Source organism: Sphingomonas trueperi (assembly GCF_040545665.1).
Lineage (GTDB): Bacteria > Pseudomonadota > Alphaproteobacteria > Sphingomonadales > Sphingomonadaceae > Sphingomonas > Sphingomonas trueperi_B.
On sequence record NZ_JBEPMH010000002.1, the window covers coordinates 205168 to 225619 of the forward strand.

Genomic DNA, 20452 nt, shown 5'->3' on the forward strand with positions numbered 1-20452 from the left:
ATGCGTTGGTTAATCGGCCAGGATGCTCTTCGCGACCGCCTCGGCGACCTTGATGCCGTCGATTGCCGCCGAAAGGATGCCGCCGGCATAGCCCGCGCCTTCCCCCGCCGGGAACAACCGCGGCGTGTTGAGGCTCTGCAGGTCCGGCCCCCGGGTGATCCGCAGCGGCGAGGAGGTGCGCGTCTCCACGCCGGTCATCACCGCCTCGGGATGGTCGTAGCGGGCGATCTGGCGGCCGAACACCGGCAGCGCCTCGCGGAACGCCTCGATCACGAAGTCGGGCAGGCAGGCCGAGAGGTCGGTCGGCGTCACGCCCGGCTTGTAGCTCGGCACCACCTGCCCCAGCGCGGTCGAGGGCCGCCCGGCGAGCAGGTCGCCGACCAGCTGGCCCGGCGCGTTGTAGTTGGAACCGCCGGCGATATAGGCCGCGTCCTCCCATTTCCGCTGCAGGTCCAGCCCGGCGAGTGGCCCGCCCGGATAATCCCGCGCCGGATCGATCGCCACCACCAGCCCCGAATTGGCGTTGAACTCGGCGCGCGAATATTGGCTCATGCCGTTGGTGACGACGCGGCCCTCCTCGGAGGTCGCGGCCACCACCCGCCCGCCCGGGCACATGCAGAAGCTGTAGACGGTGCGGCCATTGGCGCAGTGGTGCGACAGCGCATAGGCGGCGGCGCCGAGGTCCGGATGCTTGGCGCAATTGCCGAAGCGCGCCTGGTCGATCCAGCTCTGCGGATGCTCGATCCGCACGCCGATCGAGAAGGGCTTCGCCTCCAGATGCACGCCCATGCGGTGGAGCATCTCGAAGGTCGGCCGCGCGCTGTGGCCGACCGCGAGTACGACATGGTCGGCCTCCAGGAAGCTTCCGCCGTGCAGGTGCAGCCCGCGCATCTTGCGCTCGCCGTCGAGCTCGATCGCGTCGACGCGGGTCTGCCAGCGATATTCGCCGCCCAGTTCCTCGATGGTGCGGCGCATGCTCTCCACCATCGTCACGAGGCGGAAGGTGCCGATATGCGGATGCGCCTGCCACAGGATGTCGTCGGGCGCGCCGGCCTTGACGAATTCCTCGAGCACCTTGCGGCCGAGGAAGCGCGGATCCTTGACCCGGCAATAGAGCTTGCCGTCGGAGAAGGTCCCTGCCCCGCCCTCGCCGAACTGAACGTTCGAGTCCGGGTTGAGCTCGGATCGGCGCCACAGGCCCCAGGTGTCCTTGGTCCGCTCGCGCACGATCTTGCCGCGATCGACGATGATCGGGCGGAAGCCCATCTGCGCGAGGATCAGCCCGGCGAACAGCCCGCACGGTCCCGCGCCGATCACCACCGGGCGCAGGCCCTGCCAGCCCTGCGGGGCCTGGACCGGCGGGCGGTAGGTCATGTCCGGGGTCGGGCGCACATCCTTGTCGCCGGCGAGGCGCGCCAGCACCTCGGCCTCGTCGGTCAGGTCGACGTCGACGGTGTAGACCAGCAGGATCGCATTGCGCCGCCGGGCATCGTTGCCGCGCTTGAACACGGTGAAGCCGCGTAGCTCGGCCGGCGCCACGCCCAGCCGCGCCGCGATCGCCGGGGCCAGCGCATCGGCGGGATGGTCGAGGGGCAAGGAAAGTCCGGACAGGCGCAGCATCGAAACTCGGGTTCCAGCAGATGTGGGGGGCGAAGGTGCATCCCTTATACAAGGTTGCGTCGATGGGAACCCGTAACCCCGCCCGCCATCCCGGCGAAAGCCGGGATCCATTGGGGTCTCCGTCTCGGCATTATCTGTGACCGAGTGGCGAATGGATCCCGGCTTTCGCCGGGATGACGGCGTGGAAAACGAGTCCCCGCAACGCGAAATGATGTTAGCGTCAGTCCGTTCTCCGGCAAACCGGAGATCGGCGCGAACACCCTCACCCCCGCGCCAGCGAGTCGCGCAGCGCCTGCGCCTCGCGGTTGAGCGCCGCCAGCCGCTCCAGCGTCAGGTCGGTCTTCTCGAGGATCGCCTCGCCCAGACAGCCGCATTGCTCGCGGATCGCCTGGCCCTGCGCCGTGAGGAATACATGCACCTGGCGCTCGTCCTCCGGGTTGCGCTTGCGCTCGACCAGCCCGGCGGCCTCCAGCCGCTTCACCAGCGGGGTGATCGTGCTCGACTCGAGCGCGAGCCGCTCGCCGATCGCGCCCACCGTGCGACCGTCCTTTTCCCACAGGGCGTGGAGCACCAGATATTGCGGATAGGTGATCCCCAACCGATCGAGGATCGATTTGTAGACGCGCGTGATCGCCATGCTCGCGCTGTAGAGCGAAAAGCAGAGCTGGCCGTCGAGCGGAAGCGGGGCAGGCATGGGCAGAAACTCCTCCCCGCCGGACAGCGGCGGGATAAAACATATATCGCGATAAAGATTCCTCTGGACAAGGGGGGCAGCCTAGCCTATCTAGCATTTATCGCGATAACAATTATCGCAGCAAGCAAGGAGACACCCGATGTCGGTCGATGTGAAGTACAGCACCAAGGCAACTGCAACCGGCGGGCGTGACGGCAGCGCGCGTTCGGAAGACGGCGTTCTGGAAGTGAAGCTCTCGACCCCGAAGGAACTGGGCGGCGCCGGCGGCGACGGCACCAACCCCGAGCAGCTGTTCGCGGCGGGCTATTCGGCCTGCTTCATCGGCGCGCTCAAGGCCGTCGGTGCGGGCATGAAGATAAAGGTTCCGGCCGACGTGAAGGTCACCGCCACGGTGGGCATCGGCCCGCGTTCGGAAGGCGGCTTCGGCATCACCGCCGACCTGCTGATCGACCTGCCGGGCATGGATCGCGAGGAGGCCCAGAAGCTGGTCGACGCCGCCCACCAGACCTGCCCCTATTCGAACGCGACCCGCGGCAACGTGAATGTCGGCCTGACGCTGGCGTGAAGGCGGACAGCCCTCCCCCCTCTTCGGAGGGGGCATCGGGGGCGTCCGACAAGCAAAGCGTGACGAAACCCTCTTCCGGCTCGGGAGAGGGTTTTCGTTTGTGGATTAGACCCGCATGTCCAGCAGCGAACCCATCATCCGATCCTCGGTCTTGATCACCGAGAGGTTCGCGCGGAACGAGAAGAGCGCCTTGCGCTGCTCGACATCCTCGCTCGCGAAATCGACGTCGGGCGCCTCGACGTTACCATCCTCGTCGGCATCCTGCGATTCCGGGTCGTAGCGCGGCCCCGTGCCCGGCACCGCCGGTACCGGCTTGGCGTTGACCCCGCCCGCAGCAGCGGCCGCCTGGTAGATCGCGATCGGCTGATAGGCGTGGTTGACCGTCTTGCCGATCGCCTCCGCCGCCTTCACCGCCTTGACGGTCTCGCCGGTGGTATTGGCGTTGGCGACGTTCTGCGCGCTGACGTCGATCCGCGCGACGCTGGCCTGGACCCCCGAAAGGGCAATGTTGGTGGCGATCATGGCGCTGCTCCGATGCGCCAGTGTCGCAGTTAGGTGTGAACGAGCGGTTGCGGAACATGCTTAACCACCCGCACACGCAAAAAGGGCCGCGCCTGCCGATCGAGCAGGCGCGGCCCTTTTGTCAGCGCATCACTTGCGGATGAACGCCAGCAGGTCCGGGTTCAGCACGTCGGCGTGCGTGGTCAGCATGCCGTGCGGGTAGCCCTTGTAGACCTTCAGCTCGCCATTCTTGACCAGCTTGACGCCCAGCATCGCCGAGTCCGCGATCGGCACGATCTGGTCGTCGTCGCCGTGCATGAACAGCACCGGCACCTGGATCTTCTTCAGATCCTCGGTCTGGTCGGTCTCCGAGAAGGCCTTGATGCAGTCATACTGCGCCTTGGCGCCGCCGATCATGCCCTGGCGCCACCAATTCTGGATCACGCCCTGCGAAACCTTCGCACCCGGGCGGTTGAAGCCGTAGAACGGGCCCGACGGCACATCGAGGTAGAATTGCGCGCGGTTGGCGGCGAGCGCAGCACGGAAGCCGTCGAACACCTCGATCGGCAGGCCGCCCGGGTTGCTGGCGGTCTTGAGCATGATCGGCGGGATCGCGCCGACCAGTACCGCCTTGGCGACGCGGCCCGGCTTGGACCGCGCGACATAGGCCGCGACTTCGCCGCCGCCGGTCGAGTGGCCGATATGCACGGCATTCTTCAGGTCCAGCGCCTCGGCCAGCTCCAGCACGTCCGACGCATAGGTCGCCATGTCGTTGCCGGTGTCGGTCTGGGTCGAACGGCCATGGCCGCGGCGATCATGCGCGATCACGCGGAAGCCCTTCTCGAGGAAGTACAGCATCTGCGCATCCCAGTCGTCCGCGCTCAGCGGCCAGCCATGGTGGAACACGATCGGCTGGGCGGTCTTGGGGCCCCAGTCCTTGTAGAAGATCGTCGTGCCGTCCTTGACCGTGATCGTCGCCATGTTTGCTTCTCCGTGATGTGAATGGCCCTGGGCCATCGCCTGCGCTGCCGGGGCGAGCGCTGCGACGGCACCCACCGCCAGCGCGCCTTCCAGCAATTCGCGGCGCGTGACGCCCAGCATATTCTCGATTCCGCTCATCGCGCGCTCCTCCGAACCAATGCCGATTCGACGATGGCGCGCGGTGCGCCCGATCGGCTGCGGCCGGTCATGGCAGAATCGGTACGGCGGCGAAATCGAACGCTGGTATAGGGCGACCTAGCCAGCGGTTGGGAACCGATAGCAGTACGCTCGTAACCGTTTAGCCTTCTAGGAAAGCGGCCAGCTCCTCCGGCGTGCCGTTCGGAAAGGCCTCCTTCAGATAGTCGAGGAATGCCGACACGCGCGCGCTGAGCAGCCGCCGCGAGGGATAGAGCGCCCACAAGGCCACCGCCGCGCCCGCGAGGTCGCCCCAACGGACCAGTCGGCCGCTGGCGATGTCACCGCTCACCAGCGAGAGCGGCAACCGCGCCGCGCCCACGCCCATCCGCACCGCATCCCGCAGCATGATGTTCGATGACATGGCCAGAACCGGCGTCACCTGCACATCGACCGACCCATCCGGCGTATCGAGCTTCCAGACGTCCGCCCCGCCCAGCGGCCCGCGCACCAGCGCCGGCACCGTCTCCCCCGGCGCCGGTCGTGTCAGCCCAGGTGCCGCGACCACCACCTGCCGGTCATGCAGGAAGGCCCGGCCGACCAAGGCGACGTCCGGCTGCGGATTGACCCGGATCACCAGGTCATAGGCCTCCTCGATCATGTCGACTGCGCGATCTTCGACGATGATCTCCGGCCGCACCTCAGGATAGGCAAGCGCGAAGCCCGCCGCGATCTTGCCCATCGCCGCCTGCGAGAAGAGCAGGGGCGCGCTGATCCGCAACCGCCCGCGCGGACGCTCGCCCCCGGCGGCGATCGCGGTGGCGGTCTCCTCCAACTCGGTGAGCAACTGGCCGGTGCGGACGAACAGCGCCCTGCCCTCCTCGGTCAGCTGCAGAGCGCGGGCGCCGCGCTCGAACAGCCGCAGGTCCAGCGCCGCCTCCAGTTCCGCAACCCGCCGCGACAGCGTCGCCTTGGGCCGGCCGGTCGCCCGCGCCGCCTTGCCGAAGCCGCCATGCCGGGCGACGAGGTTGAAATCGGCAAGTGCCAGCAGATCCATCTTGTTCCACCTGTGAGACGGTGTGTCCAGATATAGCGGCTATTGGATCACCTGTGGATCATTAATTTCGGGGTTAGCCAATCACGGCCAGCCAAGGATCCCCGCCATGATCTATTCGACCGCCACCGTTCCGGTGAACCCCGCCGGCGCAACCCGGCTCACCCGCGAACAAATATGGAAAGGGCTGGAGGCCAAGGCGCGCGACGCCCGGCTGTTCCTCCCCGAAGGCCTGTGCACCCGCTGCGACGTGACCGGGGAGAGCGCGACCCATTTCGTCCGCGAGGCAACCATCGCCGGCGCAGATCTGCGCGAGATCATCACGCTCGAACCGGGGCGCAAGGTCACCTTCTTCCAGGCGACCGGCCCGCGCAAAGGCGCCATCGTCAACGAGCTGTTCGAGGATGCGGACGGCGCGCTGCACCTGCGCTTCTATTGCTATCTCGGGCTGCGCGATCACGCACCCGGCGGCCCCGAGGAACAGGCCGAGCAGGCCAGCTTCGACAGCGAGCGCGGCTACAAGGCCGCCCTGCGCTCCACCCTCAAGCGCACCCGCGAGCTGCTGGCCGAAGGTCGCCTCTGATTCCCCACATCTTCCCAGGAGACATATCATGACCCACCTCTGGACTCCGTTGACCGCCGGCACATTGCAACTCCCGCACCGGCTCGCCATGGCACCGATGACGCGCAGCCGCGCCAAGCCCGACGGCACGCCCGGCGATCTCGCCGCGCTGTACTACACCCAGCGCGCCGGCATGGGCCTGCTGATCACCGAGGGCACCCAGCCTTCGGACGACGGCCAGGGCTATCTCGCCACGCCGGGCATCTACACCGATGCGCATGTCGCCGGCTGGCGCATGGTGACCGATGCGGTGCACGCCGCGGGCGCGCGGATCTTCGTCCAGCTGATGCACGTCGGCCGCCGCGCGCATCCGGACAACACGCCGCACCACCGCCAGCCGGTCGCCCCCTCGCCAATCGCGCCGGGTGAGGAGATGTTCACCGCGGCGGGCATGCAGCCGGTTCCCGCGCCCCGCGCGCTGTCGACCGCCGAGGTGCAGCAGACCGCCGCCGATTTCGCCTACGCAGCAAGGCGCGCGATCGAGGCAGGCGCGGACGGCGTCGAGATCCACGGCGCCAATGGCTATCTGGTCCACCAATTCCTCGCCCACGACGCCAACCAGCGCACCGACCGCTATGGCGGATCGATGGAGAATCGCGCGCGCTTCGCGATCGAGGTGGTGCGTGCGGTGGCGGAAGCAATCGGCCCGGAACGCACGGCGATCCGCCTCTCCCCCGGCGTGCCGACCGGCGGCATCGCCGAGGGCAGCGGCAACGACGATCTCTACCGCTATCTAACGGCCGAGTTCGACGGGATGGGCCTGGCGTATCTGCACCTGCTGTTCGTGCGCGGCGAGGATCCGCTGCTCGCCGAGCTACGCGGGCTGTTCCATGGCACGCTGGTGCTGAACCGCCCCGGACGGCAGCGTAACCGGATCGGCGCGGATGTTGCGGCTGGCCTCGCCGATATGGAAGCATTGGGCGTACTGGCGCTCGCCAACCCCGACCTGATCCAACGGTTGAAGACCGATGCCCCGCTCAACGAGGTTCGCCCGGCACTGTTCTACGCAGGCGGCGGGGCGGAGGGCTATACCGACTATCCGACGCTTGACGCGGCCTGACCGTGCGGCGGGTGGCGCGCCTGCCATCCGCCGCTCCCCGCCGGCGCCAGCGGCATTGGCGCTGGCACGACGATCGACTAGGCCGTCGCATTCAAAGCCGCCCGTTCGACAGAAAGAACCACCCATGTTGCCTGCAGCAAATCTCGTCGACGCATTCGAGCGCGTGACCGATTATTGGTCCCCCAAGGTGATCGGCCGCGTGAACGACCAGCTGCTCAAGGCCGCCAAGCTGAAGGGGGAACTCGTCTGGCACGCGCATGATTCGGAGGACGAACTATTCTATGTCGTGAAGGGCTCGCTCCGCATCGAGTTCGATGACGGCGCGACCACGCTGCGCCAGGGGGAGTTCCTGACTGTCCCCAAGGGGGTGCGGCACAATCCGGTTGCGGACGAGGAATGCTGGATCCTGCTGATCGAGCCTGCCTCGACCTTGCATACGGGCGCGGAAATGACCGATCGCACCCGCAGCCTGGAAGAGCAGCTCCGCTAGGCGGAGCGCCGTTTCTTCATCTCTGGGGAAGCGATCGATCTCGCCGATCAGGCGCCCGGCAATGCCGGGATTCCGGGGGGAAATGGTGGAGCCGAGGGGGATCGAACCCCTGACCTTCGCAATGCCATTGCGACGCTCTCCCAGCTGAGCTACGGCCCCATTCCCCGGGAAGGCGGCCCCTCTATAAGGGCCTTGCGGGGTTGGCAAGCGCCTTTTTCGCGCTTGCCAAATTTTTTCGGACTTACTGCTCGTCGTCGTCGCTGACGGTCTCGACGCCCAGGTCGTCGTCGCCGCCCAGATCGACGTCGTCGTCCGGCGAGGGCTCCTCGTCGTCCGCACCGATGTCCAGATCGTCATCGCCCACCAGATCGGAATCTTCCGCTTCCGGCTTGTCGGTATTGGCCTTCACTGCCTCGAACGGCAGCGGCTGCTTCGACTTCAGGATGGGCTCGGGCTCCCAGGCGAAACCGCAGTTGATGCAGGTGACCGGCTCGTCCTTGGTCAGATCATAGAAGCGCGTACCGCACTTCGGGCAGCTGCGCTTGGTGCCCCATTCCGGCTTCACCATGTGTTGCCTCTTCGCCTTTCGCTGTGTTCGGAGATTTCGGGATGTGATCCCGGAAAGTGGGGCGCGCCTTGCCATGCTGCAAGCCGCCTGTCAAAGCCGCGCCCATGTCGAACACCGATCCCCGCCCTCTCACCCTCGCCGCCCGCGGTCCGTTGCGCGGCACCGTTACCGTTCCCGGCGACAAGTCGATCAGCCACCGCGCGATCATGTTTTCCGCGCTCGCGGTCGGCGAGAGCCGCATCGAAGGCCTGCTGGAAGGCGAGGACGTGCTCGCCACCGCCGCGGCGATGCGCGCGATGGGTGCGCAGGTGAAGCGCGGCGAAGACGGCGTTTGGCGGGTACACGGCGTGGGCGTCGGCGGGCTGCAACAGCCGGCCCAGGCGCTCGACATGGGCAATAGCGGCACCTCCACCCGGCTGCTGATGGGCCTGGTCGCCAGTCACGGCATCACCGCCACCTTCACCGGCGACGCCTCGCTCTCGGGCCGCCCGATGGGCCGCGTGATCGAGCCGCTGAGCCAGATGGGCGCCGAGATCACCGCCAGCCCCGGCGGTCGCCTGCCGCTGATGCTCCGCGGCATGTGCCCGGCGGTGCCGATCGAATACACCCTGCCCGTCGCCTCGGCGCAGGTGAAGTCGGCGGTCCTGCTCGCTGGCCTCAACACCCCCGGCATCACCCGCGTGATCGAGCCCGTCCCCACCCGCGACCATAGCGAGCGGATGCTGCGCGGCTTCGGCGCCGAGCTGACCGTCGAGGACGGCCCCAACGGCAAGATCATCTCGATCACCGGCGAGGCGGAGTTGAAGCCCCAGCACATCGTCGTGCCGGGCGACCCCTCCTCCGCCGGCTTCTGGATGGTCGCGGCATCGATCGTGCCGGGATCGGAAATCACCATCGCCAATGTCTGCATGAACCCGACGCGCACCGGTCTGATCACCGCGCTGCGCCTGATGGGCGCGGACATCGCCGAGACCAACGCCCGCACCGTCGGCGGCGAGCCGGTCGCCGACCTCGTCGTCCGCCACGCGCCCTTGAAGGCGATCGAGGTGCCTGCCGATCTCGCCCCGAGCATGATCGACGAATATCCGGTGCTGTTCGTGGCCGCCGCGCTGGCCGAGGGCCGCACCGTTGCCCGCGGCGCGCATGAGCTGCGGGTCAAGGAATCGGACCGTATCGCCGCGATGCGCACCGCACTCGAAGCCTGCGGCGTGGTCACCGAGGAGTTCGAGGACGGCCTCGCCATCCAGGGCTCGGGCGGGGCACCGCTCGCCGGCAGCGGCACGGTCGCGACGTTGCTCGACCACCGCATCGCGATGAGCATGACCGTCGCCGCGCTCGCCGCCGAACAGCCGATCGCGATCGACGACGTATCGCCGGTGGCGACCAGCTATCCGAACTTCTTCGCCACGCTGGACGCGCTGACTCACAGCTAATGCGACAAGTTCACGGCAAGTCCCTTGACGCACACCGCCGGTCTCGCAAGGGAACCACATGATTATCGCAGTCGACGGCCCGGCAGCTTCGGGCAAGGGCACCATCGCGCGCGCCCTCGCCCGCCAGTACAACTTGCCGCATCTTGATACCGGCCTGCTCTATCGTGCCGTTGCCGCAACGGTACTGCGCGAAGGCCTGGACCCGAGCAAGGAAGCCGATGCGGTCGCCGCCTGCAGCTTCGACGATTCGCTGCTCGCCGACTCCTTTCTGCGTACCGACGAGGTGGGCCAGACCGCCTCGATCGTCTCGGCGCATCCTTTGGTGCGCGCGGCGCTGCTTGCGCGCCAGAAGCGCTTCGCCCAGCAGCCCGGCGGCGCGCTGCTCGACGGCCGTGACATCGGCACGGTGATCGCACCCGATGCGGACGTGAAGCTGTTCGTCAAGGCGACCCCGATGATCCGCGCCCAACGCCGGCATCTGGAGTTGCGCAAGAACGGCATCAACGTCAGCCTCGACAAGGTGCTCGCCGACATCCGCGCCCGCGACGAGCGCGACTCGCAGCGCAGCGAGGCGCCGCTGGTGCAGGCCCCCGATGCGGTAACGCTGGATACCAGCTTCCTGTCGATCGACGCCGCGGTGCAGCGCGCGATCGAGATCGTCGAGAAGCGGAAAATAGGGGGCTGAGCCTTCTAAGCCCCTCCCCTTGAGGGGAGGGGTTGGGGTGGGGCTGCGCCTCGCAGAGACCAACGTTGGTTCTGGAATCCCTCCACCCCACCCCCTCCTCCAAGGAGGAAGGGCTAAGAAGGCCCCCACCCCCGAAAACCTTGCGTTTCGACCCCATCCGCAGTAAGGCGCGCGCATCCTGCGGGCGGGTGCTCGTGGGGGATGGCGCTGGGAGCCTTGCTTCCATGCGCCCTTTTCGCGTTTTGGCGCGACTTGCCCGTCCTCCACTGGAACCCGCGCAAGGGATGTCGCGACCGGCATTCGGCCGCCGCGGCGATTCTGGCCCTCAAGACCGCCGGATCCAACCGGCTGGCCGGAAAAACGAACGTTAGGAACCTCTTTTTTATGGCCACTTCGGCAACCCCATCCCGCGACGATTTCGCGGCACTGCTCGACGAAACTTTCGGTCAGGCGGACGGCTTTGAAGGCCGCGTCGTGATCGGCACCGTCACCGGCATCGAGAATGATCTCGCCGTCATCGACGTGGGCCTCAAGTCCGAAGGCCGCGTGCCGCTGCGCGAATTCGCAGCCCCCGGCCAGAAGGCGGACCTCAAGGTCGGCGACGAAGTCGAAGTCTATGTCGACCGCGTCGAGAACGCGAACGGCGAAGCGATGCTCAGCCGCGACCGCGCCCGCCGCGAAGCCGCCTGGGACAAGCTCGAGGCGGAATTCGCCCAGAACACCCGCGTCGAAGGCGTCATCTTCGGCCGCGTCAAGGGCGGCTTCACCGTCGACCTCAACGGCGCCGTGGCCTTCCTGCCGGGCAGCCAGGTCGACATCCGTCCGGTGCGCGACGTCACCCCGCTGATGGACATCGCCCAGCCCTTCCAGATCCTCAAGATGGACCGCAAGCGCGGCAACATCGTCGTGTCGCGTCGTGCGGTGCTCGAGGAAACCCGCGCGGAGCAGCGCTCGGGCCTGATCCAGAGCCTCGCCGAGGGCCAGGTGATCGACGGCGTCGTCAAGAACATCACCGATTACGGTGCGTTCGTCGACCTGGGCGGCATCGACGGCCTGCTGCATGTCACCGACCTGAGCTACAAGCGCGTCAACCATCCGTCGGAAGTCCTGAACATCGGCGACACCGTCCGCGTTCAGATCATCCGCATCAACCGTGACACGCAGCGCATCTCGCTGGGCATGAAGCAGCTCGAGAGCGATCCGTGGGATGGCGCGAGCGTGAAGTACCCAGTCGGCGCGAAGCTCTCGGGCCGCGTGACCAACATCACCGAGTACGGCGCGTTCGTCGAGCTGGAGCCGGGCATCGAAGGCCTGGTCCACGTTTCGGAGATGAGCTGGACCAAGAAGAACGTCCACCCGGGCAAGATCGTGTCGACCTCGCAGGAAGTCGATGTGGTCGTCCTCGAGGTCGATCAGGAAAAGCGCCGCATCTCGCTCGGCCTCAAGCAGGCCCAGCAGAATCCGTGGGAAAAGTTCGCCGAAGAGCACCCGGTCGGTTCGACCGTCGAGGGCGAAGTCAAGAATGCCACCGAGTTCGGCCTGTTCATCGGCCTGGACAACGACGTCGACGGCATGGTCCACATGTCCGACATCGCCTGGGGCATCTCGGGTGAGGACGCGCTGGCCCTGCACCGCAAGGGCGAAACCGTCACCGCGATCGTTCTCGCCGTCGAAGCCGACAAGGAGCGCATCTCGCTCGGCATGAAGCAGCTCGAGCGTGGCGGCGTCGCCGCTGCCGGTTCGACCGGTGGTGCCGATCGTCTGGGCAAGAACTCGGTCGTCACCGTCACCGTCCTCGAAGTCCGCGACGCGGGCCTCGAAGTGCAGGTTGGCGACGATGGCGCGACCGGCTTCATCAAGCGCACCGATCTCGGCCGCGACCGCGACGAGCAGCGTCCGGAGCGTTTCCAGGTCGGCCAGAAGTTCGACGCGATGGTCACCGGCTTCGATCGTTCGAAGAAGCCGACCTTCTCGGTCAAGGCGATGCAGATCGCCGAAGAGAAGCAGGCCGTGCAGCAGTATGGCTCGTCCGACTCGGGCGCGTCGCTGGGCGACATTCTGGGTGAGGCCCTCAAGGCGCGCAGCCAGAACAACTAATTTTGCGACCTGAAGAGGGGCTCGGGCACCGCGCAAGCGGTTCCCGGGCCCTTCTTTTTTGATTTTAGGACAGCATCAACCACATCTTCTGGTTGCTGCAGATTGGGAAAAAGCGCTAAGGTTTCCTTGGGGATAGCCGTTGCGCGGCCATTGGGGGGCGCGTTTCGCCAAGGGAGGGGCCCGGATGATCCGGTCTGAGTTGGTTCAATTGCTGGTGCAGGAAAATCCGGGCCTTTCGGTCCGGGAAGTCGAAAAGATCGTTTCGATCTTCTTCGACGAGATTGTGGGCCGGCTGAGTGAAGATGGGCGCGTGGAGCTTCGCGGCTTCGGTGCATTCTCGACCCGCGCGCGCGATGCCCGCACGGGTCGCAATCCGCGGACCGGCGAGTCCGTGGAAGTGGACGCCAAGCGCGTCCCCTATTTCAAGCCCGGCAAGGAGATGCGCATCCGCCTCAACATGTGATGCGCGCTTGACACGCGGCGTGCGGCAGCCTCTTGCCTGCCGCCCACGCGGACGTGGCGGAACCGGTAGACGCCGGAGACTTAAAATCTTCTGCCTTTCGAGGCGTGCGGGTTCGAGTCCCGCCGTCCGCACCAGCTTGGGCTTGGTTCCACGCTGAAAGGGCCCGGGTATCGGCAGCAACGCCGACACCCGGGCCTTGTCGCATCCGGGCCCTAGAAGCGCACGCGTGCGCCGAGCCGCAGCGTCCGCGGTTCGACGACCCGGCTCAGCCGCCCCTCCACCGGGCCGTCGCGATCGACGGCGGGCAGGTAGGACTCGTAATAATAGGCGATGTCCTTGTCGCGGCTGTCGAGCAGGTTGAGCAGCTCGCCATAGAGCTGCAGCCGCCCCAGCGTGCGCGCCGCGCGCAGGTTGACCACCGTGCTGCCCTTGTCGCGCACGCTGTTGTCCTCGATCAGCGGATAGGGACCCAGGTGGCGGACACGGAGGCTCGCCTCCCAGCCGGCGCGCACCACCGCCACGCCGGCCGAGGCTGCGTTCTCGAACGCGTTGGGGATGCGGTCGCCACTGTCGTAGCGCGAATGGCTGGCGGTGTAGTTGCCGTCGATCGCGAGCCAGGGCGCTGGCCGCCAGAAAGCGACCAGCTCATAGCCATGCCGGCGGCTTGCGCCCGTGGGCTCCACCGCATTGGAATCGCCGACGAAGCGCAGCTCGCTACCCACCGCCAGCCACCAATAGGTGCCGGTGAGCGTGACGCCGCCGCGCTGCCAGCGCGCGCCGAGTTCCTTGCCGGTGCCGCGGACCAGCACCGGCACCGGCGTCTCGACATTGACCGCCCCGCGCACGTCGTTCGAGTGGAAGCCCCGCCCCCAATTGCCGTACAGCTCCAGATGCGGGGTTAGCGCATAGGCGATCGACGCCTTGGGCGAGACGATTCCGTCGCTCCCCGCGCCCGTCCCCAGCGCCGCCGCCTCGGCATCGCGTGGCCGGACGGCGTAGCGATAGCCGTCGCCGCGCAGCCCGCCGATCAGCCGCAGCCCCGCCAGCGGCGTCCAGCGCGCCTCGCCATAAAGCGCGGCCGAGCTTTCCTCGACATGATAGCGGCCGAGCGAAAAGAGCGGCTTCCCCTGGTCGGTTCGGGCCACGCCGACATCGCCGATATGGTCGTACTGCGCCTCGCCCCCGACCGACAGCGCGAGCGCAGGCGCGACCTGCCAGCGTTTCTCACCGCGCCCGCCCAGGATCCAGCGCTTGTCGAACTGGCGTATCTGCGCGCTGGTGCCGTCCGGATCGGTGTAGGTCGGGTTCGATGTCATCGCCCAGTCGTAGAACTGGCCATAGACATTGCCGTCCCAGCCCTGCTGGCGGATCGCGACATTGCCGATCAGCCGCGTCGTCCGGCCCCGCGCGCTCGGATCGGGTGCGCAGAACACGTCCGGGCATGCCGCGGTGCCGATGGCGCGTTCGGGGATCTGCTCGGTCGGGCGCCAGCTGGCGTGATAGGCGTGCAGCGTTGCCGCGATCGTGCCCGCGCCCAGCGGCGCGGCGTATTTGGCGAAGCCCGAGGCATGACGGAGATGCTCGGGCTCCTGCCACGGCCCGTCATAGGCGCGCAGCTGGCCGACCAGGGTGAGCGTACCGGCGCCCACGCCCTTCGCCGAACCACCGGCAGCGATGCGCCGATAGCCATAGGAACCGCCCTCCACCGACAGCCAGGGCCGATCGAACCCCGTGATGGACGTCATCGCCGCTGCGCCCGCCAGCGCGAAGTCGCCGCCATCGGCGCGGTACGGCCCTTTGCGGAAATCCTCGCGGCCGACGATCTCGGGAATAAGGCCGTTGAGGTCGAGATAGCCCTGGCCATGCCCGTGCGAGCGCAGGTTCATCGGAACCCCGTCGACCAGCGTGGTAAAATCGGTGCCATGATCGAGGTTGAAGCCGCGCAGGAAATATTGGTTGGCCTTGCCGCTGCCCGAATGCTGGGCGGCGATCATGCCGGGCACCGCCTCGAGCAGTTCGGCGACGCGCAGCAGCGGCCGCACCAGCAGATCCGCACCGGAAACCGTGCCCTCGCTCGCCGCCTGCGCGACGCCGATCTTGGACTCGCCGCGGCCGAAGACGAGGATGTCCTCGCCCTCTGCCTCCTGTGCGCATGCCGGCGCGGCAAGGCCGACGGATATCGCGGCCAGGCTGGAAATAAGCAATCTTCTCAATCGTCTTCTCCGGGCGTCGAGCGACACGCGGCGGAGTCCTGCCGTTCGCGAACGGCCGGCACGCCCCGCGCGCGGACGCCGGGAGCGCCACGAGACGAACCGATGCGGCCTCCACCGCTCGTTCGTCGCTCAGACGGAGAACCGTGCCACGGCCATCCCCTGGGCCAGGGCAAGAGCGACCTCTCGCTGGCAGGTCTCCTGGCTCACGGGTCGTCGCTCGATGCGCACCTTCCCAGGCCCAGGGCCCAGTGGCTGCTTCCGTCGGAGGAAGCCCGCGCATCTCGCTCGCCGCTTACAGTTGCAGGGACAGCCTCGGCTTCGGGCGCATGCGCCCACACCGCGTTCCCTTTTAAGCCCCTCTCGGGGCACCAGCGCGATCATGGTTCGGCTTCAGACGACGTCCTTGGCCGAATGCGGCCGGGAGTAACCGGGCAGCATCGGCCTGGCAAGCCGGCGATTGCGCTACCAGTCCTGGGGCAGCGGCTGCCCCGCGCGCCATTCGGCGAGGCGGCGGGCGGTGCCGGCGGCAATGCCATCGGGCAGCGCGTCGAGATCGAAAGCCCGCGCCTCGACGATCTCCAGCGACGGGCGGAAGGCGAAGGCGACATGCTCGACGAGCGCTAGCGTCACCGTGTCGCGACGGAAATTGGGGCGATGCTGCAGCGTGCCGAGGATGCGTACCGCACCATGCGACACCATCCCCGCTTCCTCGCGGAGTTCGCGCAGCACCGCTTCCGCCGCGGTCTCGCCTGCCTCCTGGCCCCCGCCCGGCAGATGCCAGCCTTGTATATAGCTATGGCGGACGAGGATCACCTGGCCTGCGGGCGTCAGCGCGATCGCGCGCACGCCGCGCGTCTGCGGCCGCGTGACGAACCAGCCGAGCGTCCGCACCGCCAGATAGCCGCGCAGCGCCAGCGCGATCGCCGACGCCACGGCCGGGTGCGAACGGAGCCGATTCGATGCCATATCCGCCTGATAGGCGCCGGATCGTGCCCACGGAACCCACCGGGGTTGGCAGCACGGGCTCGCTCCCATAGAGCTTGGGCTTCGCCGCCAGGGACCCGCCGATGCAACGCCTGCGCCTGCCCGTGATCGCCCTGCTGCTCACCGCCACCGCGTGCGGCGGGCCGACGGGGCAGCGCAAGGACACGAGCCCGGTGGTGGTCAGCGCGATCGGTGGCGAGGCGCTGCTTGCCGATCCCAGCACCACCGCGATCGACACGGCCCAGGCGGTGGCGCTCGCCGCGACTGCGCAGGGCCTGGTGCGTTTCGATCGCAACGGGCAGATCGAACCGGCGCTGGCCGAACGCTGGGCCGTGTTCGACGACGCGCGCAGCTATATCTTCCGGCTGGGCGAGGCGACCTGGCCCGAAGGCCAGCCGGTCACCGCCGGCGAAATCGTCCGCGTGCTGCGCCGTGCCGTGGCGGCGAACAGCAAGAGCCGCCTGCAGCCCTATCTCGCGGTGATCGACGAAATCGTCGAGATGACGCCCCAGGTGATCGAGGTGCGGTTGAAAAGCCCCCGCCCCGATCTGCTCAACCTGTTCGCGCAACCCGAGATGGCGGTGTTCCGCGGACGCAATTTCGCCGGATCGGGGCCCTTCCGCATCGTCGCGGGCAAGCGCGACGGGCTGCTGCTCCGCCCCGCCGAGGAACCCGGCGACGATCCCAAGGCGGCACCGGCGCCGCAGGAATATGTAAGGCTGCGCGGCGAACGCGCGGCGGCAGCCATCGCCCGGTTCCGCGCGGGGGCTTCCGATCTCATCCTCGGCGGATCGCTGGTCGACTGGCCGATCATCGAGGCGGCGGGCATCGCGCCGGAGAATATCCGGGTCGATGCCGCGGTCGGCCTGTTCGGACTGGCGGTGCTCCACCGCGACGGTTTTCTCTCCACCCCGCAGAACCGCGCGGCCATCGCGATGGCGATCGATCGCAACGCGCTCACCGCGGCCATCGCCCCCGACTGGACGCCCGCCGAGACGATCCTGCCCGCGCAGATGGATTCGGCAGCACCCCCTGCCCCCGGCAGCTGGATGACGGTCGCACCCGACCAGCGCCGCGCGCTCGCCAGCCAGCGGGTGCGCGAATGGCAGGCGGTGCATCGCGGCCCCGTCGACATTACCCTCGCCTTGCCGTCGGGCGCAGGCGCGACGCTGCTCTGGGGACATCTCGCCGCCTCGATGATCGCGATCGGGCTCACGCCGCACCGCGTGGGCCTCGGCGATCCGCGCGCCGATCTCGCGCTGGTCGACGAAGTGGCGCCCTATGACAGCGGCCGCTGGTACCTGGCCAACGCCTGCCGCGCCTGCTCCGACGATACCGCGACGCTGATCGCGGCAGCGCGCGACGCGCCCGATCTCTACAATCGCACCCACCGCATCGCCGAGGCCGACGCGATGCTGGCGAGCGACGTTGCCTTCCTGCCGATCGCGCGTCCGCTGCGCTGGTCGATCGTCGCGCTGCGGCTCTCCAACTGGCAGGGGAACGCGCGCGCCTGGCACCCGTTGAATCACCTGCGCAAGCAGTGAGGTCAGGGAATGGCACGGGCAACAAGGTTGAATGAGGGATTCGCGCAGCGGCTGCCGATCGGCACCGATGCCGCGGCGGTCCGCCAGCGGATCGAGGCGATGGAGCATCTGCTGGAGGGCATGGTGACCATCCCCGGCACCCGCCGCAAGGTGGGGCTGGACGTGCTGCTTGATTTCGTGCCGGCGGTCGGCCCCAGCATCGCCGCGGCGATGGGCGCCTATCTCGCCTGGGAAGCGCGCAACCTGGGCATGCCCAAGCGGACGATCGCACGGATGGCGGGCAATATCGGCGTCGACTGGGCGCTGGGGATGATCCCGTTCGTCGGCGCGGTGCCGGACTTCTTCTTCCGCTCGAACACCCGCAACGTGCGGCTGATCAAGCGCTATCTGGACAAGCATCACCCGGCGAGCGTGGTGATCGACGCGTAAAACGCCGTCTCTAGCCCTTCCGCTTCGGGCGTATCCGGTCGGCGCGGCCCCGGCCTGAATAGCGCGGGGCGGCGTTCCCCCGATATGGGGTTGGGATGAGTCGGCGTGTCACCGAGACCAACGTCTGATCTGGCATCCCTCCACCCCAACCCCTCCTCCGGGGAGAAGGGGCTTCGGTCGTGGACCCATAAACGTCCGCTCTTGCGAGGGCACCTGAATGTCCGAGCATGGTGGGAAGCTGCCGTTGACGAACCCTCGCGCGCAGATCACGATCGATCGATGTATTCATCCGTCTATTCGTTTGCCAAGTGGGCGCGCTCAACGTTCGTGATCGCTCTAATGAGCGCGCCTGTTTCAGCGCCGGCCGCCGCTGATTCGATGTGTACGGATTACACCTTCCGTGACGTGGGGCCGACTGCTCTAGACTTCGCCGACTATTATATCGCGCCGGGTAAGCTGGCTCCGACCGCTCCAAAGATCACACGCGAATACCGACTATTTCGATCTGCCATCCGGAGAGGTGCTGCAGCCGGCCCTAACTTCGCAGGACATTATACGTTTACTCAATGGGGGGTAGGCGCTGGTGGCGTGTGCTGGGCTATCGTTAATGCAAAAAACGGAAAGATAGGCGACGGAGGATGCGTCGTGACGGCAGGCGCCGAGGGCCAGCAACCGCAGTTTCGCTTGAATAGCCGTTTGCTGATCTTGACGGGTGGACTTGCTCAGGGTCGCGACGGCATAGCTTACTATGAATGGACCGGAAATAAATTGAAGGAGCGGCAGTTTTTTAGTCGAGCTCAATTATGCGAACACCGACTGAAACCATGATCGCTCCGTGGCTGTATCTAGACTTCTACTTTTTTCGTCGGCGCTGGATAGCCGCCCTTCCGCGCCACTAGAAACGACCGCTACTGGGGCGGTAGCCGCCATGGCGGAAAATGGTGGGAAGCGGTCGTTCGCATACTATAGGACCTGAATGGATAGCTACCTTCCACTGTTGCTCATTCCCGCCCTCCTACTTGTCATTTGGTTTGGGGGCATTCCTCAAATCAAACGGTATATGAACGACATTAAGACCGGACCGTCAGAGGCGCGTGCGAACGCTGATCGCGCAAAGGCTGATGCACACGAGGAAGCCGAATAGACGGCAATGTCCGTAAGTGGGCGGTTCTGGACGGTCAGATTTCATGGTTCCACGGCGTAATTAGCGTCGCCCGCCCAGCCCGGCACCACCCACCGGCGCCGCCTCGGCGATCGTCTGCATCCCCGCGATCATCGGCCGCCCCTCGGTGATCGCGGCGCGCACCGCGGGCAGCGCGAGCGAGGCGCCGTGCGCCGCCTTCGATTCCCGCACCTCGGTGATCCACAGCACGTCGCCGTCACCGGGATCGTTCGCGACGACATAGCTCAGGCACCCCGGCATCGCCCCGGTGCCTTCGAGCAGGATCGCGGCGAGCGCGTCGCGCTGGCCGGGCTTGGCCGTCATCTTGCCGATCATGCCGTACATCGCGCCGGGCGCCGGTGTGGCTGCTGCGGCGGCTCCCGCCACGCCCAGCGCCGCCGCGCCGGCCAGAAAGCCGCGTCGTTCCAGCGTCATGCCTTGTCTCCCCGCCAGATCTTGAGCGCCGCATCGTCCGCCGCGCCGCCCGTCCCCGCCTCGCAGCGCCGGTAGCGGAAGCGCGTGTCGAGGCAGAGCCACAGCTCGTCGAGCCAGCCCTCGCGCGTCGTCGTCACCCGGATCGCGCTCGCCGGGATCGACCGGTTCTTCGCGGCAAAGGCCCGCTTGAAGTCGCCTACGGTCAGCGGCCCGCGCGACAAGGCCTCCATGTCCGGATAGCGGATCGCGCGGTACAGGCTCGTCGAGCGCTGGAAATAGGCCTCGGGCGTCGTCTGCATGCAGGTGCCGTGCTTAGCCCATTCGTGCTGGATCAGCTGTTCGGAAGGCGTCGCGCACAGCGTCTTGCGGATCAGTGCGGGCGGCAGGATCGGGGTCGCCTTGCAATATTGCGGCCACAGCTTGCCGCGGCCGTCGGGCCACAGCCCGTGCAGGGTGAAGCCGAAGCGGTTCTGCCCGCCGCACTGGAAGGCCTTGCCGGGCTCGTCGCCATGCGCGCGGCAGAAGCCCGGCGCCCAGGTGAGCGCCAGCGTGTAGCTGCCGATCGGCAGGTTGCGCTGCGGCTCCTTGGCGCTCGGCAGGTCGGGCAGCGGCCGCTCGACCTTGCTCGGCGCCATGCACATCTGCGCCTGCGCGATCGCCGCGCCGGGCAACAGCGCCGCGATGACCACCAGGCTTCCCAGAATCGCCTTCATGCCC

21 protein-coding genes, 2 tRNA genes and 1 riboswitch are annotated in these 20452 nt (G+C 67.4%); of the genes, 12 read left to right on the top strand and 11 right to left on the bottom strand.

Annotated elements, in window-relative coordinates:
• Window positions 1-9 precede the first annotated feature (9 nt).
• Together ABIC65_RS08170 and ABIC65_RS08175 are read right to left on the bottom strand one after the other, a co-directional pair.
• On the bottom strand, window positions 10-1620 hold the full coding sequence (locus tag ABIC65_RS08170) for an NAD(P)/FAD-dependent oxidoreductase (protein ID WP_354308015.1): 1611 nt from the start codon (window positions 1618-1620) through the stop codon (window positions 10-12).
• Window positions 1621-1882: 262 nt separating this feature from the next.
• Window positions 1883-2314, bottom strand: a complete 432-nt coding sequence (locus ABIC65_RS08175; RefSeq protein WP_354308016.1) for a MarR family winged helix-turn-helix transcriptional regulator — start codon at window positions 2312-2314, stop codon at window positions 1883-1885.
• 139 nt (window positions 2315-2453) lie between these two features.
• Between ABIC65_RS08175 and ABIC65_RS08180 the strand changes: the two genes are divergently transcribed.
• Entirely contained in the window at window positions 2454-2879 is a 426-nt protein-coding gene (locus tag ABIC65_RS08180; RefSeq protein ID WP_354308017.1) for an organic hydroperoxide resistance protein, read from the top strand.
• Window positions 2880-2984: 105 nt separating this feature from the next.
• On the opposite strand, the gene ABIC65_RS08185 is transcribed toward ABIC65_RS08180, so the two are convergent.
• The 3 genes from ABIC65_RS08185 to ABIC65_RS08195 form a co-directional block, all read right to left on the bottom strand.
• Window positions 2985-3401: a flagellar basal body rod protein FlgC gene (locus ABIC65_RS08185; protein ID WP_354308018.1), complete on the bottom strand. Its 417-nt coding sequence runs from the start codon at window positions 3399-3401 to the stop codon at window positions 2985-2987.
• Between the two features lie 129 nt (window positions 3402-3530).
• The gene (locus tag ABIC65_RS08190) at window positions 3531-4361 is read right to left on the bottom strand and encodes an alpha/beta fold hydrolase (protein WP_354308596.1); all 831 of its coding nucleotides are present in this window, start codon (window positions 4359-4361) and stop codon (window positions 3531-3533) included.
• A gap of 298 nt (window positions 4362-4659) precedes the next feature.
• Entirely contained in the window at window positions 4660-5553 is an 894-nt protein-coding gene (locus ABIC65_RS08195; RefSeq protein ID WP_354308019.1) for a LysR family transcriptional regulator, read from the bottom strand.
• A gap of 106 nt (window positions 5554-5659) precedes the next feature.
• Here ABIC65_RS08195 and ABIC65_RS08200 point away from each other — a divergent pair, with 106 nt between their 5' ends.
• The 3 genes from ABIC65_RS08200 to ABIC65_RS08210 all read left to right on the top strand — a co-directional run bounded on the left by ABIC65_RS08200 (window position 5660) and on the right by ABIC65_RS08210 (window position 7722).
• Window positions 5660-6133, top strand: coding sequence for an AtaL-like protein (locus tag ABIC65_RS08200; RefSeq protein ID WP_354308020.1), 474 nt, complete (start codon window positions 5660-5662; stop codon window positions 6131-6133).
• A 28-nt stretch (window positions 6134-6161) separates the two neighbouring features.
• Window positions 6162-7232: an alkene reductase gene (locus ABIC65_RS08205; protein WP_354308021.1), complete on the top strand. Its 1071-nt coding sequence runs from the start codon at window positions 6162-6164 to the stop codon at window positions 7230-7232.
• Between the two features lie 124 nt (window positions 7233-7356).
• Entirely contained in the window at window positions 7357-7722 is a 366-nt protein-coding gene (locus ABIC65_RS08210; RefSeq protein ID WP_354308022.1) for a cupin domain-containing protein, read from the top strand.
• A gap of 83 nt (window positions 7723-7805) precedes the next feature.
• Here the strand turns inward: ABIC65_RS08210 and ABIC65_RS08215 are convergent.
• Both ABIC65_RS08215 and ABIC65_RS08220 read right to left on the bottom strand, forming a co-directional pair.
• A tRNA-Ala gene (locus ABIC65_RS08215) sits at window positions 7806-7881 on the bottom strand.
• Window positions 7882-7963: 82 nt separating this feature from the next.
• Window positions 7964-8290 carry a TIGR02300 family protein gene (locus tag ABIC65_RS08220; protein WP_121074901.1) on the bottom strand — a complete coding sequence of 109 codons (327 nt, stop codon included), beginning with the start codon at window positions 8288-8290 and terminating at the stop codon, window positions 7964-7966.
• 104 nt (window positions 8291-8394) lie between these two features.
• On the opposite strand from ABIC65_RS08220, the gene aroA reads away from it, so the two are divergent.
• The 5 genes from aroA (at window position 8395) to ABIC65_RS08245 (ending at window position 13102) form a co-directional block, all read left to right on the top strand.
• Window positions 8395-9723 carry a 3-phosphoshikimate 1-carboxyvinyltransferase gene (gene aroA, locus ABIC65_RS08225; protein ID WP_354308023.1) on the top strand — a complete coding sequence of 443 codons (1329 nt, stop codon included), beginning with the start codon at window positions 8395-8397 and terminating at the stop codon, window positions 9721-9723.
• Window positions 9724-9781: 58 nt separating this feature from the next.
• Entirely contained in the window at window positions 9782-10408 is a 627-nt protein-coding gene (gene cmk, locus ABIC65_RS08230; protein WP_354308024.1) for a (d)CMP kinase, read from the top strand.
• A 384-nt stretch (window positions 10409-10792) separates the two neighbouring features.
• On the top strand, window positions 10793-12505 hold the full coding sequence (gene rpsA, locus ABIC65_RS08235; protein ID WP_354308025.1) for a 30S ribosomal protein S1: 1713 nt from the start codon (window positions 10793-10795) through the stop codon (window positions 12503-12505).
• A 184-nt stretch (window positions 12506-12689) separates the two neighbouring features.
• Window positions 12690-12968 carry an integration host factor subunit beta gene (locus ABIC65_RS08240; RefSeq protein ID WP_141986357.1) on the top strand — a complete coding sequence of 93 codons (279 nt, stop codon included), beginning with the start codon at window positions 12690-12692 and terminating at the stop codon, window positions 12966-12968.
• Window positions 12969-13015: 47 nt separating this feature from the next.
• A tRNA-Leu gene (locus ABIC65_RS08245) sits at window positions 13016-13102 on the top strand.
• A 78-nt stretch (window positions 13103-13180) separates the two neighbouring features.
• Here ABIC65_RS08245 and ABIC65_RS08250 read toward each other — a convergent pair.
• Window positions 13181-15157, bottom strand: a complete 1977-nt coding sequence (locus tag ABIC65_RS08250; RefSeq protein WP_354308598.1) for a TonB-dependent receptor — start codon at window positions 15155-15157, stop codon at window positions 13181-13183.
• Between the two features lie 195 nt (window positions 15158-15352).
• Window positions 15353-15569, bottom strand: a riboswitch (cobalamin riboswitch).
• Between the two features lie 74 nt (window positions 15570-15643).
• Window positions 15644-16147 (bottom strand): NUDIX domain-containing protein, encoded by a 504-nt coding sequence (locus ABIC65_RS08255; RefSeq protein WP_354308026.1) that lies wholly within the window; start codon window positions 16145-16147, stop codon window positions 15644-15646.
• 101 nt (window positions 16148-16248) lie between these two features.
• On the opposite strand from ABIC65_RS08255, the gene ABIC65_RS08260 reads away from it, so the two are divergent.
• From ABIC65_RS08260 to ABIC65_RS08270, 3 genes are all read left to right on the top strand, one after another.
• Window positions 16249-17709 (top strand): ABC transporter substrate-binding protein, encoded by a 1461-nt coding sequence (locus tag ABIC65_RS08260; protein ID WP_354308028.1) that lies wholly within the window; start codon window positions 16249-16251, stop codon window positions 17707-17709.
• A gap of 9 nt (window positions 17710-17718) precedes the next feature.
• Complete coding sequence (locus tag ABIC65_RS08265) at window positions 17719-18138, top strand: DUF4112 domain-containing protein (RefSeq protein WP_354308029.1); 420 nt, start codon at window positions 17719-17721, stop codon at window positions 18136-18138.
• Window positions 18139-18417: 279 nt separating this feature from the next.
• Window positions 18418-18966, top strand: a complete 549-nt coding sequence (locus tag ABIC65_RS08270; RefSeq protein ID WP_354308030.1) for a hypothetical protein — start codon at window positions 18418-18420, stop codon at window positions 18964-18966.
• Window positions 18967-19342: 376 nt separating this feature from the next.
• Here the strand turns inward: ABIC65_RS08270 and ABIC65_RS08275 are convergent, their stop codons facing one another.
• Together ABIC65_RS08275 and ABIC65_RS08280 are read right to left on the bottom strand one after the other, a co-directional pair.
• Window positions 19343-19735 (bottom strand): putative quinol monooxygenase, encoded by a 393-nt coding sequence (locus tag ABIC65_RS08275; RefSeq protein ID WP_354308032.1) that lies wholly within the window; start codon window positions 19733-19735, stop codon window positions 19343-19345.
• On the bottom strand, window positions 19732-20448 hold the full coding sequence (locus tag ABIC65_RS08280; protein ID WP_354308033.1) for a ribonuclease T2 family protein: 717 nt from the start codon (window positions 20446-20448) through the stop codon (window positions 19732-19734). Before ABIC65_RS08280 ends, ABIC65_RS08275 begins: the two co-directional genes overlap by 4 nt.
• Between the last annotated feature and the right edge of the window lie 4 nt (window positions 20449-20452).

Bases quoted from the DNA above. Each gene is read 5' to 3' on its own strand.
- ABIC65_RS08220 (WP_121074901.1), bottom strand. From the start codon at position 8,290: ATGGTGAAGCCGGAATGGGGCACCAAGCGCAGCTGCCCGAAGTGCGGT.
- cmk (WP_354308024.1), top strand. From the start codon at position 9,782: ATGATTATCGCAGTCGACGGCCCGGCAGCTTCGGGCAAGGGCACCATC.
- aroA (WP_354308023.1), top strand. From the start codon at position 8,395: ATGTCGAACACCGATCCCCGCCCTCTCACCCTCGCCGCCCGCGGTCCG.
- ABIC65_RS08255 (WP_354308026.1), bottom strand. From the start codon at position 16,147: ATGGCATCGAATCGGCTCCGTTCGCACCCGGCCGTGGCGTCGGCGATC.
- ABIC65_RS08240 (WP_141986357.1), top strand. From the start codon at position 12,690: ATGATCCGGTCTGAGTTGGTTCAATTGCTGGTGCAGGAAAATCCGGGC.
- ABIC65_RS08270 (WP_354308030.1), top strand. From the start codon at position 18,418: ATGTATTCATCCGTCTATTCGTTTGCCAAGTGGGCGCGCTCAACGTTC.
- ABIC65_RS08170 (WP_354308015.1), bottom strand. From the start codon at position 1,620: ATGCTGCGCCTGTCCGGACTTTCCTTGCCCCTCGACCATCCCGCCGAT.
- ABIC65_RS08280 (WP_354308033.1), bottom strand. From the start codon at position 20,448: ATGAAGGCGATTCTGGGAAGCCTGGTGGTCATCGCGGCGCTGTTGCCC.
- ABIC65_RS08210 (WP_354308022.1), top strand. From the start codon at position 7,357: ATGTTGCCTGCAGCAAATCTCGTCGACGCATTCGAGCGCGTGACCGAT.
- ABIC65_RS08175 (WP_354308016.1), bottom strand. From the start codon at position 2,314: ATGCCTGCCCCGCTTCCGCTCGACGGCCAGCTCTGCTTTTCGCTCTAC.
- ABIC65_RS08260 (WP_354308028.1), top strand. From the start codon at position 16,249: ATGCAACGCCTGCGCCTGCCCGTGATCGCCCTGCTGCTCACCGCCACC.
- ABIC65_RS08275 (WP_354308032.1), bottom strand. From the start codon at position 19,735: ATGACGCTGGAACGACGCGGCTTTCTGGCCGGCGCGGCGGCGCTGGGC.
- ABIC65_RS08190 (WP_354308596.1), bottom strand. From the start codon at position 4,361: ATGGCGACGATCACGGTCAAGGACGGCACGACGATCTTCTACAAGGAC.
- rpsA (WP_354308025.1), top strand. From the start codon at position 10,793: ATGGCCACTTCGGCAACCCCATCCCGCGACGATTTCGCGGCACTGCTC.
- ABIC65_RS08200 (WP_354308020.1), top strand. From the start codon at position 5,660: ATGATCTATTCGACCGCCACCGTTCCGGTGAACCCCGCCGGCGCAACC.
- ABIC65_RS08185 (WP_354308018.1), bottom strand. From the start codon at position 3,401: ATGATCGCCACCAACATTGCCCTTTCGGGGGTCCAGGCCAGCGTCGCG.
- ABIC65_RS08195 (WP_354308019.1), bottom strand. From the start codon at position 5,553: ATGGATCTGCTGGCACTTGCCGATTTCAACCTCGTCGCCCGGCATGGC.
- ABIC65_RS08265 (WP_354308029.1), top strand. From the start codon at position 17,719: ATGGCACGGGCAACAAGGTTGAATGAGGGATTCGCGCAGCGGCTGCCG.
- ABIC65_RS08205 (WP_354308021.1), top strand. From the start codon at position 6,162: ATGACCCACCTCTGGACTCCGTTGACCGCCGGCACATTGCAACTCCCG.
- ABIC65_RS08180 (WP_354308017.1), top strand. From the start codon at position 2,454: ATGTCGGTCGATGTGAAGTACAGCACCAAGGCAACTGCAACCGGCGGG.